Below are 14,702 nucleotides of genomic sequence, written 5' to 3'. Positions count from 1 at the left end.
GGGGATTGCTGTCCTTTCCTAGTGTTGCTTACCAAGAATAAGGAAATACCGTGATGCCCGCCGGAAAATGCGCTTAAGCGCGAATAATTCCCAGGATTTCAGCAACCAAAGCATCAACTTCCTCAGTCGTTGCTGCCTCAACATTAAGACGCAACAACGGCTCAGTGTTGGATGCACGAACGTTAAACCACGCCTTGGTGCCTTTAAGTTCCACGGTCACACCATCGAGGGTATCCACCGATTCCGTGCGATCAGCAAACGCATCCACAACCGCCTGAGTGCGCTCTTTCTGAGCCTCCGCGTTAGCCAAACGGGAATTCAACTCGCCTGAGGCAACGTATCGGTTGTATCTAGCCATCATTTCACTCAGTGGCTGATCTTGGCTGCCTAACGCTGCCAAAACGTGCATCGCCGCCAAGATTCCAGAATCCGCATTGAAAAACTCAGTGAAGTAGTAGTGAGCCGAGTGCTCACCACCAAACGCCGCACCCGTTTCCGCCATCTTCGCCTTGATGAAGGAGTGGCCCACACGAGTACGAACTGCCTTGCCACCGTTTTCAGCAATCACCTCGGGAACAGCCTTTGAAGTGATCAAATTGTGAATGATGGTTGAGCCAGGAAGCTTCTCCAAGTAACGCTCTGCCACGATCGCACAAATCGCAGAAGGACTAACAGGCTGTCCCTTTTCATCGACAACAAAGCAGCGGTCTGCGTCACCGTCAAAAGCCAAACCAATATCAGATCCGGTTTCTACCGTGAACTTCTGCAAATCAACCAAGTTGGCGGGCTCCAAAGGATTTGCTTCATGGTTGGGGAAATTTCCGTCGAGCTCAAAATACAACGGAGCTACTTCCAAAGGAAGGCCCTTGAAAACCTCAGGAACCGTGAAACCACCCATACCGTTAGCAGCGTCCACCGCGACTTTAAGCGGGCGAATGTCCTTCAGATCGACAAGCTCATTGAGGTAGTCTGCATACGCACTCAACAGATCTTTTTCAGAAACAGACCCCTGCTTGCCATCGAATGCTGGAACACCCTCAACCAGATCATCAATAATGTTGCCCAAACCAGAATCCTGGCCAACAGGTCGAGCGCCCGCACGACACAGCTTGATGCCGTTATATTCTGCAGGGTTGTGCGACGCAGTAAACATCGCTCCGGCGCACTTTAAAGTGCCAGACGCAAAATACAGCTCATCAGTAGACGTCAGACCCAACATCACAACGTCAAGACCTTGAGCTGTCACACCAGCAGCAAAAGCCTCAGCAAGTTCTGGTGAGGAATCACGCATGTCATGGCCAATGGCAACCGTGGTCTCCCCTTCGCTGCGCATGAGCCGACCGAACGCCGCACCGGCCTCAGAGATGAAATCAGCATCAATATCAACGCCGACAACACCTCGGACATCATAGGCCTTGATTACAGCTGTGACAGATTCACGGGTACGCATAAATCCTCGATGGGTATAGACAACAAAATAACGTTTGCAATACTACCCCGCTGCATACCCCCAATCCGAATAGCTAATCTTCGGATTCGTCCTGATCAGGCACAACATAAAGGTGACCCTTGCGGTGAACCTTCCGTTCCGCGATCCGCGCACTACGGTTAACCGGGTGGTTGCCCCCCACCTCATTTTCTGGAACAAGACCACTCACAGTGCGCCCGGCCTCACGAACCGCCTGCGCAAGGGCAGTCAGATCCTCATCATCATCGACCGTAATGTCATTGACCCGCAGCATCTCCCAACCAAGGGGTGCAGTAATACGCTCAGCATGATGCTCACACAAATCCCAACTATGAGGCTCTGCGGCAGGAGCTAACGGACCAACCACCGCAGTGGAATCCGAATAAGCGTAGGTGAGGGTTGCGACGGCAGGCTTGCCACAACCGGGGCGGGAACAACGACGAAACTGACTCACGAGCCCAAAGTTTAGACCCTTGGTTGAGGTTTGGACAGTCATATTCGGCGCGCCAACCCCTTTTGGCAGCTCAACACACCTAGAATTTCTTTCCATGCATACGAGAACTTTCCGCAATCGGCACGGACGCGGTCTCCGCGGCCCCCTTCTGCCCATCGAAGTTCCTCGCCACGCTTCCAGACGCGCAGCCTTCGACCGAGCCGTCCTTGAGGCATACTCTCCGCTTTATGCGATTTACCAAAGAGAACTAAGCAACTTAGACATTGCCGTAGATACCGTTCCCCGAATGCGACTAAGCGCAGACCTCACCATCCTCCCGGATGAGATCACCGCCGACGGCCCCGTTCCCCTTGGCCGAGTTATTCCCCCGGCAATTGACACTAAGGGGAATCCCACGAGAGCACGCATCGTTATTTTTCGGATGCCCATCGAACAGCGCATTGCCAATGCAGCAGAAAGGCACGAACTACTCACGCACGTGCTGACGTCTTTGGTAGCGAACTACCTGAACATGGATCCACGAGATATCGACCCTGGATTTCAGGATCTGTAATTAAGCGGTCTCGATTGGGGTTTGCAATATATGGATAGGACGCATCTCATCCATCGCACGGTACCAATTCACCATTTTCCGACCCCCTTGACTAAAAGATGGTGAATCCTCACGCTTTTTGGTCTCAAAAGTGTGCCAATTCAACATTTCCTAAGGGACCCCTCGAAAAATGGTGAATCCTAACCACGCACCGCATTTGGCAACTTGAGCACAGAAACAACAAAAGCGAACCTCTAAAGTTGTTAAAGGTCCGCTTGCTGGGCTTAGGTTTTTTAAGAAATTTCGCGCTTTAGGCGACGCCGCTCACGTTCAGAGAGCCCACCCCAAATACCGAAACGCTCATCATGTTCTAACGCAAACTCTAGACAATCATCTCGAACCGGGCAGCCCTGACAAATCCGCTTGGCTTCACGAGTTGAGCCACCCTTTTCTGGAAAGAATGCTTCAGGATCAGTTTGGGCACACAGTGCCTGTTCCTGCCATTCCTGCTCAACTGCTCCGAACAGATCATCCAAAGTCATTTCCAGTGCGGTGCGAGTCTGGCCTGCTTGCAACTTTGCAGATACATCCCCTGCTGAATCTTCCATCCCTCGCCCCCCTCTCACTTTCAAATCTACTTTAAGTCTGTTCCCATCGGGAATATTTTGGATCCCGAGCAGGTTTAGAAAAACTTTTCTTACTCCCAAGTGATTACACACGTGCCCGTATATCAACGTCAACCGTTCGGGAAAAATTGTGCAAATCTTTCATTGGTTATTTCACAATATTCACATTAGCCACAAAAGCTGCCCCCTGGGGGTAATTTACAGGGGTACTACATATAGTGGTGTAATTCTCCCAAGGGCAGATATTGCCACAATATCAGTGCTCGCTACAAGTTTGAACAGTACTTTTAACTCCGAAAAAGATACATAAACAAAAATAAAAAACGCCCAAACAACAACTCGTCTGGACGCCTTTGAAAATGCTTATTGATCTGAGGAGAAGCGGATTCCACTATCAGGAATAACAACCCCTGGGAAAACCCGCATGCCTGCGTTTAGCTCACACCTAGCACCAACTTGGGCGCCTTCTCCGATGACACAGCCAGAGATATGCGTGTTAGCTCCGATGCGGGCACCGGAAGAAATGATGGAATTTTCAATCACTGCTCCTGGTTCAATAGTCACGCCGTCGAAAACGACCGTGTTGTCCAAGCGGCATCCGGCGCCGATCTCGGTGCCGCGACCCACTACGGTACCGCCCAGCAACAGGACACCGTCGCGAACGCCGGCGGAGGCGTCGACAAGCGACTCTCCTGTCTTGCCTTCAAGCAGTGGCGAGTACGCAATGCCGCGCACCAGATCCGCCGAGCCACGAACAAAATCACTCGGCGTGCCCATGTCGCGCCAATAAGAAGTATCAACGTGTCCAAAAACACGCTTATCTTCCTTCAGTAGCTGCGGGAAAGTTTCACGCTCAACGGACACAACTCGCCCCGCTGGAATCTGCTCGATGAGTTCTTTTTTGAACACATAGCAACCGGCATTGATCTGATCAGTCGGAGGATCCTCAGTTTTTTCTAAGAACTCACTCACTCGACCATCTTCATCAGTAGGCACACAGCCAAACGCGCGTGGATTAGCCACTCGCACCAAGTGCATCGTCAGATCAGCATCATTTTCTCGATGCGTATCCAAAATGCCATTGAGATCAGCGCCAGACAACACATCACCGTTGAACACAATCGCGGTATCGTAGCGCAGCTTGTCATACACATTGCGGATACCACCGCCAGTGCCCAAAGGCTGATCCTCAACCACGTACTCAATTTCCAAGCCCATTTCAGTACCGTCACCGAAGTACTCTTCAAACACTTCAGCCTTGAAAGACGTTCCCAAAACAACATGGGTGATACCGGCTGCCTTAATGCGAGCCAACAAGTGGGTCAAAAAAGGATGACCAGCAGTTGGCAGCATAGGCTTTGGAGTGTTGACGGTCAGAGGGCGCAGTCGGGTACCTTTGCCACCGACCAAGATGACAGCATCTACGTTTGTGCTGTTGTCAGTTAAAGTCATGTGTTCCTGTTTCACTCGAATGAGGGCTTGTGCAAGCCAAATTGTGCAATTTCTGACTATTTAAATCTGATTGTGTAAATCTAATAGTACGAATCTGTTTGTGCGACTTTAGGGCCAGACTCTGACGCAAGATCCCAGCCCGTTACTTAAAGAACTTAAAGTCCATTAATTAAACACACTCTACATTTGTCTAAATTAAGTCCTGTTCTTCACCTTTGAGACACCTACCGCTACCCCGGCGCGCACTTTCAATCCAATGCGCAACGCCAGCCGAATCGGCGCCTGCCAGGGTTTAGCCAAACGATCAGCTTGGAAACGATACGCACTCTCATGGTGCGCAGGCAACATATTTTCTGGGTTTTTCCCCGCAACGTGTCCTTTTGCGTGAGTGATTTGAGCACTGGGGCAGAAAACATTGGTGTAACCGGCTCGAGACAAACGATCGCCTAAATCTACATCTTCCATGTACATGAAGTAGCGTTCATCAAAACCACCAACTTGGTCGAAGGCTTCCCACCTTATTAATAGGCATGAGCCTGATAGCCATCCGGCGGTGCGTTCGGTGTCCATGTCTTCATCATCGCGGTATGCGGCAGACCACGGATTGGATTTCCATACGGATCCCAGTAATGCGTGGCCGATGCCGTTGGCAAGTGTTGGAACTGCTCTGGCCGAAGGATATGCCGAGCCGTCTGCTTCTCTAATCAACGGTCCAATGGCTCCGGCTTGAGGGTGACGTTTGGCACACTCTAACAACTGATCGATGGAGTCTTTATCAAAGACGACATCGGGATTTGATACGAGGAAAAATTCACCATCGATCTCTCCGGCTTCCCTGCGTGCACGTAAGGATCTGGCTGCGATATTGATTGCCGTTCCGTATCCTAAGTTGCCGCCAGTGGACAAGAACTCCACGTTGCTGCGCTCGCTTGCTGCCTGCTCAGGAACGCCATCTACCGATCCGTTGTCTGCCATCACGACGTAGGTGTCCAAGGAAGTCGCACCTGGCAAGGAATCCAGGAACGACGCCAAGTACTTGCCTGGCGAATAGGTCACCGTAATCACAGCGATGGGGGAATTCAAAGTACTCACGATGCGAAAGCTTAGTGGTTTAAGTTTGCAAGAAGAATCCGCCACTCCCGACAACGGATAAGGAAAACGCTCCCATATGGCTTAGAATTGTCCAGAACCTATGGTTTCGTGGAAATTCTTAACGATTGTGAGGATAGTTTCCCGCTTCAGACAAGCTTTCGGGCGAGCTTTCCGGCGAGCTTTTAACCGAGTTTCAGACAAGCTCCACTTATCGCGCCGTGACTCGAAGGCTTGATCTGCAGCACATCGAGTCCTCACAATCGACACTGTATATATACAGCCCCCAATTCCACGGGACCACAGTTTTCTTGCCTGTTTTTTTAACTTACCGCGAAGGGTTAGCCGCACGTGACTGAAAAGTATCGTCCCGTCCGTGACATTAAGCCTGCTCCGGCAGCAATGCAATCGACTCAGCAAGCTGGGCATCCTGCACTGAGAAGCGTGATTGCTTTTGTGTCTGTGCTGGTGTTGTTGGTGTCAGGCTTGGGCTATTTCGCGGTGGGCAAGGTGGACGGCGTTGCGTCTGGAAACCTCTCACTCGGTGGAGGTAAAGGCGTTCAAGATGGCGATTCAGCTGACGGCGCTACCGATATTTTGCTTGTTGGATCTGATTCACGTTCTGATGCTCAGGGCAATACTTTGTCGGAAGAAGAGCTGGCGATGCTTCGTGCCGGCGATGAAGAAAACGACAACACTGACACAATAATGGTGATTAGGATCCCTAACGATGGCTCGTCTGCCACCGCTGTGTCGATCCCCCGCGACACTTATATTCATGATTCTGAGTACGGAAACATGAAGATCAACGGTGTCTACGGAGCGTACAAGGATGCCCGTCGTACTGAGTTGATGGACCAGGGTTTTACCAATGAGTCCGAGTTGGAAACCCGCGCCAAGGATTCGGGTCGTGAAGGTCTGATCAATGCTGTGTCAGATCTCACCGGCATCACTGTTGATCACTACGCCGAAGTTGGCCTTTTAGGATTCGTCCTCCTCACCGATGCTGTCGGTGGTGTCGAAGTCTGCCTCAACGAAGCCGTCGATGAGCCTTTATCTGGCGCGAACTTCCCCGCTGGTCGTCAAACCTTAGGTGGATCCGACGCGTTGTCTTATGTTCGCCAGCGCCACGATCTTCCTCGCGGCGACCTTGACCGCATCGTTCGCCAGCAGTCTTATATGGCATCGCTTGTTAATCAGGTGCTGTCTTCTGGAACCCTTACCAACCCTGCAAAGCTTTCCGCACTTGCGGATGCCGTCACCCGCTCCGTCGTCATCGATGAAGGCTGGGAAGTCATGAGCTTTGCCACTCAGCTTCAAAATCTCGCTGGCGGCAACGTCACATTTGCCACCATCCCGGTTACCTCTATCGACGGCACCGGCGATTACGGCGAGTCAGTTGTCACCATCGACGTCAACCAGGTGCACGCATTCTTCCAAGAAGCACTCGGCGAAGCAGAGCCAGCTCCAGAAGACGGGTCCGCCGATCAACCTGCTGACCAGGCACCTGACCTAAGCCAGGTCGAAGTCCACGTGCTCAACGCTTCCTACACCGAGGGCCTGGCCAACGGCATCGCAGCGCACCTCCAGGAAATGGGTTACACCATCTCCGAAACTGGCAATGCCGCCGAAGGCCTCTACTACGAGTCTCAGATCCTCGCCGCCGACGAAAACAGCGAAAAGGCCCTAGCTATTTCCGAAGCCCTCGGTGGTCTGCCGATCGTTGCTAACTCCTCCCTCGACGACAACACCGTCATCGTTGTCTCCTCCGAGGATTACGCTGGCCCCACCGCGGAAGCAAACGCCGCGACGTCCAGCACCGTCGGCCAGCCCGGCGCCGATATCGGAGCGCCCATCGAGAGCCCAGAGTTCGATGCCGGCGGCGACGGTCCGCGCTGCGTGAACTAAAAGATTTTTGCTTTTCGACGCCTCCCTCCGGCTCTTATCTGCCGGAGGGATTTTTTCGTTCAAGCACAGTCTGCATCTTTTATTTACTCTGGGGGCCATGGAACTTCTTTCACATTTGCTCGCGCTTGATCCTGCTTCGCCCCGATTGACTGTCTACAACGAAACCACTGGTGCTCGTTTGGATTTCTCCGCGATCACGTTGGATAACTGGGCTTCAAAAGTAGGAAACATGCTGCTTGATGAGCTTGATTTGGAAGAAGGATCCACTATCGCGATCGACCTTCCTGTCAGTTGGCAGGCTGCGGTGATCGTGCTTGGTGCTTTAGCTACGGGTGTTGAAGTTGATTTCGTTTCCGGCGAGACCGACGCTGATGTTATTTTCACATCTCTTGATCGCTACAAGCCATATGAGGCTCACAGCGATGTACTACTAGTCAGTGATGATCCTTTTGGACGTGGCATCGTTGAAAGTGGTGGTGAATTGCCTAACGGAGCGATCGACTTTGGTCCCACCGTCCGCTTCTATGGCGACCAATTCTTCAACCCCACCCCTGCCCTACCGGAAATCATTGAGCGCACCGATATTCCAACTGGAGCCCGAGTTCTTGCTACTGGGTGGTCAGACACCAAGTCTTTTAATCATCAAGTGTTAGAACCACTCGCCGTTGGTGGCTCGACGGTCATCGTGACGGGACTTGCTGATACGGATCGTTTGGATCAGATCGCTACAAACGAAAAAACTAATCACCGCGTCTAGATAGTTTTCTCGTGAATAATGGGCGCATGACTTTGCCACCGGCCTCGATTGACCAATCCCACGGCGTCCTTTCAACGGTTCTGAGGGAGAACCCGGCTGCACAAATCTTGATCTTAAAATGTACTTTTCTTCAGGGGTCCTATTCATTACAGATCACTTGTCTTAAAGAAGATGGGACAAACCTTAAGACTTCGATATTTTTAAACGATTCGAAGACACTTTGCATGCGTTGCGCCCCACCAATCATGAAGCCACGTTGAGTATCGAAATCTCCCTTGATCAAAATGGGCTTTGGGAGGCACGCGATGTGGATTCTCAACTAGACCACGTAATTTTTCGGCCGGTGGATTTAGACACCAAACGCCTCGAGACACCACCAATTACTTCTGAAGAATTAGCTGAACTACATCAGTTGTGTGCAAAGGGAGACACCGCGTATTTCACTCAGCCACCAATCTCCGAGCAAAAAGCTTATGAGTTAGAAAAGTATCTTGGGTATAAAATTCCATCTCACTTGCATGCCCTGCTACGAATCAGCAATGGGGCGGAGATTGATTTCAGTATCGAAGGCAAGATACTAACCGGTGGATGGTCGGTGTACTCCTCTTCGGAAATCATCAAGCAACATCAAACTCAGGGCTGCTCTTCCAGTGTTGCCTATGACAAAGGATCTCCAGGAGTCACACAGCCTCGCATTCTCCACCCTGGGTGGATTCCTTTTGCGCACGATTATGGTGGAAATGTCCTAGGAATTGATCTTGTACCAGGACCTAATGGTGTACCAGGGCAGATTCTGCAGTATGGGCGCGAGTTCCACGATGGGCCGGTGCGGTGTGCAGATTCACTGATCGACTTTCTCGCAGAGAGAAGATATCCGTGGCCTACTAAGAAGGTCGATCACAAGGTTCGTCCAAGTACGCAGGGGCCTTTTGTGCGTGCGGATGTTCCAGATGATACGGAGTCGCTCAGACTGTTTAATTTAAATTCTTTTACTGTATCTGCGGTATTGGATCTTCCGCTGAAATCGCTGCTATTGAGAAATATCAAAACAGTTGATCTTGAAGGTATTCAGCACCTTCCGTTACAACAGCTTTGTTTGATTGATCTTGAGAACACCGATCTGTCGCCTCTAGCAACACACCCAACGTTGAGGGTGGTGAGGGAGGAAAACGTCGAAAAGCTTTTAAACGTGAAAGCGCTCGGCGCCCTGCCTGCGCTGGAAACCGTGGCGCTTGACAGCGCTGAGGCGGCAGATGCGTTGGGCTCGGTCCACTCGCTTGAGTTGCTACGGCATCTGCGACTTGAAAAGGCAGTGGATTTAATCAATCGCGTGAGTGCAGATGACCCGCTGGAGATCTCTTGTGTGACGGGGGCGTTTTGACCCCATTAAAACCACCATTAGAACCACAATGTGTACTGGTGCTGGTAATTTAGTAGAACATGGCAACGGTCACATTCGACAAGGTCACAATCCGATACCCCGGCGCGGAGCGCGCAACTGTTCATGAGCTTGATTTAGATATCGCTGATGGCGAGTTTTTAGTACTCGTCGGCCCTTCGGGTTGCGGTAAATCCACCACACTGCGCGCTTTGGCTGGGCTCGAGGGCGTGGAGTCGGGTGTGATCAAAATTGATGGTTTGGATGTCACGGGCCAGGAGCCGGCGGATCGGGATATCGCGATGGTGTTCCAAAACTATGCGCTGTACCCCCACATGACGGTGGCGAAGAACATGGGTTTTGCGTTGAAGTTGGCCAAGCTGCCGCAGTCGGAAATTGATGCGAAGGTGCATAAGGCTGCGGAGATCCTTGGGTTGACGGAGTTTTTGGATCGTAAGCCTAAAGATTTGTCGGGTGGTCAGCGCCAGCGTGTGGCGATGGGTCGCGCGTTGGTGCGTGATCCGAAGGTGTTCCTCATGGATGAGCCGTTGTCCAACTTGGATGCAAAGTTGCGTGTGCAAACCCGCGCTGAGGTCGCTGCTTTGCAGCGCCGCCTGGGAACCACCACGGTGTATGTCACCCACGACCAGGTCGAAGCAATGACGATGGGCGATCGGGTTGCGGTTTTGAAGGACGGGTTGCTGCAGCAGGTCGCACCGCCCAGAGAGCTTTACGACGCCCCCGTCAACGAATTTGTTGCCGGTTTCATCGGCTCACCGTCCATGAACCTTTTTCCTGCCAATGGGCAAACAATGGGTGTGCGTCCTGAGAAAATGTTGGTCAATGAGACCCCTGAGGGTTTCACCAGCATTGATGCTGTGGTGGATATTGTTGAAGAGCTTGGTTCTGAATCCTATGTCTATGCCACTTGGGAGGGCCACCGCCTGGTTGCGCGTTGGGTGGAAGGCTCAGTTCCCTCTCCTGGCACGCCTGTGACCTTTTCCTATGATGCAGCGCAAGCGCATCATTTCGATCTTGAGACCGGAGAGCGTATCGCTTAGTTTCGGGTGTGGGGAGGCGTCGAAAAGCATCTTTCTTTTGACCCTCCGGGGGTGATTTGGTGCAAAAAACTGCACTAACGTGTCCAAAGTCATTAGATTGATAGTCATCTGTCGTTCAAGAAAGGTGACTTTTTATGTCCTCGATTTCCCGCAAGACCGGCACGTCGCTTGCAGCCACCACCCTGCTGGCAGCGATCGCACTGGCCGGTTGTAGTTCAGATTCCAGCTCCGATTCCTCAAGTTCCGCAGCTAGCGAAGGCGCAGATAGCCGCGGCCCCATCACTTTTGCGATGGGTAAGAACGACACCGACAAGGTCATTCCAATTATCGATCGCTGGAATGAAGCCCACCCCGATGAGCAAGTAACCCTCAACGAACTTGCCGGCGAAGCAGACGCACAGCGCGAAACCCTCGTTCAATCCCTCCAAGCTGGTAACTCTGACTACGATGTCATGGCACTCGATGTCATCTGGACCGCCGACTTCGCCGCAAACCAGTGGCTTGCACCACTTGAAGGCGACCTAGAGGTAGACACCTCCGGACTGCTGCAATCCACCGTGGATTCCGCAACCTACAACGGCACCCTTTATGCACTGCCTCAAAACACCAACGGCCAGCTGCTGTTCCGCAACACCGAAATCATCCCAGAAGCACCAAGCAACTGGGCTGAGCTCGTTGATTCCTGCACCCTTGCAGAAGAAGCTGGCGTTGACTGCCTGACCACCCAGCTCAAGCAATACGAAGGCCTTTCAGTTAACACCATCGGCTTCATTGAAGGCTGGGGTGGCAGCGTGCTTGATGATTCCGGCGACGTCACCGTCGACAGCGACGACGCCAAGGCAGGCCTTCAAGCGCTTGTCGACGGCTTCGACGACGGCACCATCTCCCAGGCCTCACTTGCCGCAACCGAGGAAGAAACCAACCTCGCATTCACCGAAGGCCAAACCGCCTACGCCATTAACTGGCCATACATGTACACCAACTCCGAAGATGCCGAAGCAGTAGCAGGCAAATTTGAAGTTCAGCCACTGGTTGGTAAAGACGGCGTCGGTGTATCCACCCTTGGAGGCTACAACAACGGCATCAACATCAACTCCGAAAACAAGGCAACCGCCCGCGACTTCATTGAGTTCATCATCAACGAAGAAAACCAAACCTGGTTCGCAGACAACTCCTTCCCACCAGTTCTGGCATCCATCTACGATGATGAGTCCCTTGTTGAGCAGTACCCATACCTGCCAGCACTGAAGGAATCCCTCGAAAACGCAGCACCACGCCCAGTTTCTCCTTTCTACCCAGCCATCTCCAAGGCAATCCAGGACAACGCATACGCAGCTCTAAACGGCAACGTTGACGTTGACCAGGCAACCTCCGACATGAAGGCAGCGATCGAAAACGCTTCCAGCTAGTTCGGCTTTAAGGTTTCTGCTTTAGGTTTATTCTCCGGCCACCTTCCCTGAAATCCTGTTCGGATTCCCGCGAGGTGGCCGGAGTTTTGTCCTATTGTTGGGTGTAATAGATTCCGCGTTGAAAGGAGTTCGTATGGCTTCCAGCAACGATCTTAAAATTTCCACATTTGGCTACATCTCCCGCTGCCCGGTCCAAGTCTATGAAGCAATTGCCGACCCCCGGCAACTAGAACGCTACTTTGCTACTGGCGGCGTGTCCGGCCGTCTAGAAACTGGAGCCACCGTCTACTGGGATTTTGCCGATTTTCCCGGCGCATTCCCCGTTGAAGTAGTCTCCGCTACCCAAGCCGAACAAATTGAAATCCGCTGGGGACAATCAGATGCGCTGCGATCCGTTAATTTTGAATTCGAACCGTTTAGAGATTTCACCCGCACAAAACTCACCATCACCGAAGGCAGCTGGCCACTTACCCACGCCGGAGCCCAAGAAGCACTAGGCAGCCAAATGGGATGGACCGGAATGCTCTCTGCTTTAAAAGCATGGATGGAATATGGAGTAACTCTCCGAGATGGGTTTTATAAGCAATAGCCGATGTATCCATCACTCGCCGCGGCGGATTATGATCCATATAACAAGAATGTGCAGTTTCACTGAACTGGTAATCAACTTATTTTGACCTCTTATAAGGAGCGACGACGTATGGCCACATTCAAACAGGCCAGAAGCGCTGCCTGGCTAATCGCCCCCGCCCTGGTAGTTCTCGCCGTGGTGATCGGCTACCCCATCGTCCGCGCGATTTGGCTATCTTTCCAAGCCGACAAAGGCCTCGACCCCACCACGGGACTCTTCACCGACGGTGGCTTCGCCGGACTAGATAACTACCTTTACTGGCTAACACAACGATGCATGGGCGCAGACGGTACCATCCGCACTTGCCCACCCGGCACACTTGCCACAGATTTTTGGCCATCACTGCGCATCACCTTATTCTTCACAGTGGTCACCGTCGGCCTTGAAACCATCCTCGGTACCGCGATGGCGTTGATCATGAACAAAGAATTCCGTGGCCGTGCCCTCGTGCGTGCAGCAATTCTTATCCCATGGGCAATCCCCACCGCTGTGACTGCAAAACTGTGGCAGTTCATCTTCGCGCCACAAGGCATTATCAACTCCATGTTTGGCCTCAGCATCAGTTGGACCACCGACCCGTGGGCTGCCAGAGCTGCTGTTATTTTGGCTGATGTCTGGAAAACCACACCATTCATGGCGCTACTTATCCTCGCTGGACTGCAGATGATCCCCAAAGACACCTACGAGGCAGCGCGTGTCGACGGCGCCTCCACCTGGCAACAGTTCACCAAAATCACCCTCCCGCTGGTGCGCCCAGCTTTGATGGTGGCAGTTCTTTTCCGCACCTTGGATGCGCTTCGCATGTATGACCTCCCAGTCATCATGATCTCCAGCTCCTCCAATTCCCCCACTGCTGTTATCTCCCAACTGGTGGTGGAAGATATGCGTCAAAACAACTTCAACTCCGCTTCCGCACTTTCCACGCTAATCTTCCTGCTGATCTTCTTCGTCGCGTTCATCATGATTCGATTCTTGGGAGCCGATGTCTCAGGCCAGCGAGGGATGAAGAAAAAGAAGCTTGGTGGAACCAAGGATGAGAAACCCGCTGCTAAGGGCACTGCCGTAAAGGACGATTCTGCTGTGAAGGAAGTAGCTAAGCCATGACTAAACGAACAAAAGGCCTGATCCTCAATTACGCCGGAGTGGTATTCATCCTGTTCTGGGGACTGGCTCCCTTCTACTGGATGGTGATCACCGCACTACGCGATTCCAAGCACACTTTTGACACCACTCCCTGGCCAACGCACGTCACCTTGGATAACTTCCGTGACGCGCTAGCCACCGACAAAGGCAACAACTTCCTTGCAGCGATTGGAAACTCACTGATCATCAGCGTCACCACCACAGCGATCGCTGTTCTCGTGGGAGTGTTCACCGCCTACGCTCTAGCCCGACTGGAATTCCCCGGAAAAGGCATTGTCACCGGCATCATCCTGGCTGCCTCCATGTTCCCCGGCATTGCCCTGGTCACTCCGCTGTTCCAGCTTTTTGGTGACCTCAACTGGATCGGCAGCTACCAAGCACTGATCATCCCAAATATTTCCTTCGCTCTACCGCTGACCATTTACACATTGGTTTCCTTTTTCCGGCAACTGCCGTGGGAACTTGAAGAATCAGCGCGAGTCGATGGAGCCACCCGTGGCCAAGCCTTCCGAATGATTCTGCTTCCGCTGGCAGCACCAGCACTATTTACCACCGCAATCTTGGCTTTCATCGCAACGTGGAATGAGTTCATGCTGGCTCGACAGCTCTCCAACACTTCCACAGAACCAGTCACCGTTGCGATCGCTCGCTTCAGCGGACCAAGCGCTTTTGAATACCCTTACGCCGCCGTGATGGCAGCAGGAGCATTAGTGACCATCCCGCTGATCATCATGGTGCTGATCTTCCAACGCCGCATTGTCTCCGGACTCACCGCAGGTGGCGTGAAAGCCTAG

General features: G+C 52.4%; 14 protein-coding genes. 9 read left to right on the top strand and 5 right to left on the bottom strand.

Annotation, left to right across the window (positions count from 1 at the left end):
* Positions 1–73: 73 nt before the first annotated feature.
* Together N24_RS04465 and N24_RS04460 are read right to left on the bottom strand one after the other, a co-directional pair.
* On the bottom strand, positions 74–1,450 hold the full coding sequence (locus tag N24_RS04465; protein WP_096454696.1) for a phosphomannomutase/phosphoglucomutase: 1,377 nt from the start codon (positions 1,448–1,450) through the stop codon (positions 74–76).
* Positions 1,451–1,523: 73 nt separating this feature from the next.
* Positions 1,524–1,922, bottom strand: coding sequence for a DUF3499 domain-containing protein (locus N24_RS04460; RefSeq protein WP_096459728.1), 399 nt, complete (start codon positions 1,920–1,922; stop codon positions 1,524–1,526).
* 94 nt (positions 1,923–2,016) lie between these two features.
* Between N24_RS04460 and N24_RS04455 the strand changes: the two genes are divergently transcribed.
* Positions 2,017–2,475 carry a metallopeptidase family protein gene (locus N24_RS04455; protein WP_167382027.1) on the top strand — a complete coding sequence of 153 codons (459 nt, stop codon included), beginning with the start codon at positions 2,017–2,019 and terminating at the stop codon, positions 2,473–2,475.
* Positions 2,476–2,747: 272 nt separating this feature from the next.
* On the opposite strand, the gene N24_RS04450 is transcribed toward N24_RS04455, so the two are convergent.
* The 3 genes from N24_RS04450 to N24_RS04440 form a co-directional block, all read right to left on the bottom strand.
* Entirely contained in the window at positions 2,748–3,062 is a 315-nt protein-coding gene (locus N24_RS04450; RefSeq protein WP_096454694.1) for a WhiB family transcriptional regulator, read from the bottom strand.
* A 381-nt stretch (positions 3,063–3,443) separates the two neighbouring features.
* A complete protein-coding gene (manB, locus tag N24_RS04445) occupies positions 3,444–4,532 on the bottom strand; it encodes a mannose-1-phosphate guanylyltransferase (protein ID WP_096454692.1) in 1,089 nt (362 codons plus the stop codon).
* A gap of 195 nt (positions 4,533–4,727) precedes the next feature.
* Positions 4,728–5,624, bottom strand: a complete 897-nt coding sequence (locus N24_RS04440; protein ID WP_408607586.1) for a glycosyltransferase family 2 protein — start codon at positions 5,622–5,624, stop codon at positions 4,728–4,730.
* A gap of 348 nt (positions 5,625–5,972) precedes the next feature.
* Here N24_RS04440 and lcpA point away from each other — a divergent pair, with 348 nt between their 5' ends.
* The 8 genes from lcpA to N24_RS04400 all read left to right on the top strand — a co-directional run bounded on the left by lcpA (position 5,973) and on the right by N24_RS04400 (position 14,702).
* Entirely contained in the window at positions 5,973–7,529 is a 1,557-nt protein-coding gene (gene lcpA, locus N24_RS04435) for an arabinogalactan--peptidoglycan ligase LcpA (protein ID WP_096454690.1), read from the top strand.
* 97 nt (positions 7,530–7,626) lie between these two features.
* Positions 7,627–8,286 carry a TIGR03089 family protein gene (locus tag N24_RS04430; RefSeq protein ID WP_096454688.1) on the top strand — a complete coding sequence of 220 codons (660 nt, stop codon included), beginning with the start codon at positions 7,627–7,629 and terminating at the stop codon, positions 8,284–8,286.
* Between the two features lie 229 nt (positions 8,287–8,515).
* Positions 8,516–9,667, top strand: coding sequence for an SMI1/KNR4 family protein (locus N24_RS16335; protein WP_167382026.1), 1,152 nt, complete (start codon positions 8,516–8,518; stop codon positions 9,665–9,667).
* Positions 9,668–9,726: 59 nt separating this feature from the next.
* Entirely contained in the window at positions 9,727–10,725 is a 999-nt protein-coding gene (locus tag N24_RS04420) for an ABC transporter ATP-binding protein (protein WP_096454684.1), read from the top strand.
* 134 nt (positions 10,726–10,859) lie between these two features.
* Positions 10,860–12,134 carry an ABC transporter substrate-binding protein gene (locus N24_RS04415; RefSeq protein WP_096454682.1) on the top strand — a complete coding sequence of 425 codons (1,275 nt, stop codon included), beginning with the start codon at positions 10,860–10,862 and terminating at the stop codon, positions 12,132–12,134.
* Between the two features lie 133 nt (positions 12,135–12,267).
* Positions 12,268–12,723, top strand: coding sequence for an SRPBCC family protein (locus N24_RS04410; RefSeq protein WP_096454680.1), 456 nt, complete (start codon positions 12,268–12,270; stop codon positions 12,721–12,723).
* Positions 12,724–12,834: 111 nt separating this feature from the next.
* Positions 12,835–13,869 carry a carbohydrate ABC transporter permease gene (locus N24_RS04405; protein ID WP_096454678.1) on the top strand — a complete coding sequence of 345 codons (1,035 nt, stop codon included), beginning with the start codon at positions 12,835–12,837 and terminating at the stop codon, positions 13,867–13,869.
* Positions 13,866–14,702 carry a carbohydrate ABC transporter permease gene (locus tag N24_RS04400; protein WP_096454676.1) on the top strand — a complete coding sequence of 279 codons (837 nt, stop codon included), beginning with the start codon at positions 13,866–13,868 and terminating at the stop codon, positions 14,700–14,702. Before N24_RS04405 ends, N24_RS04400 begins: the two co-directional genes overlap by 4 nt.

This window comes from Corynebacterium suranareeae (genome assembly GCF_002355155.1).
In the GTDB taxonomy this organism is placed as follows: domain Bacteria; phylum Actinomycetota; class Actinomycetes; order Mycobacteriales; family Mycobacteriaceae; genus Corynebacterium; species Corynebacterium suranareeae.
This window is presented reverse-complemented; position numbering and strand designations above follow the sequence as displayed.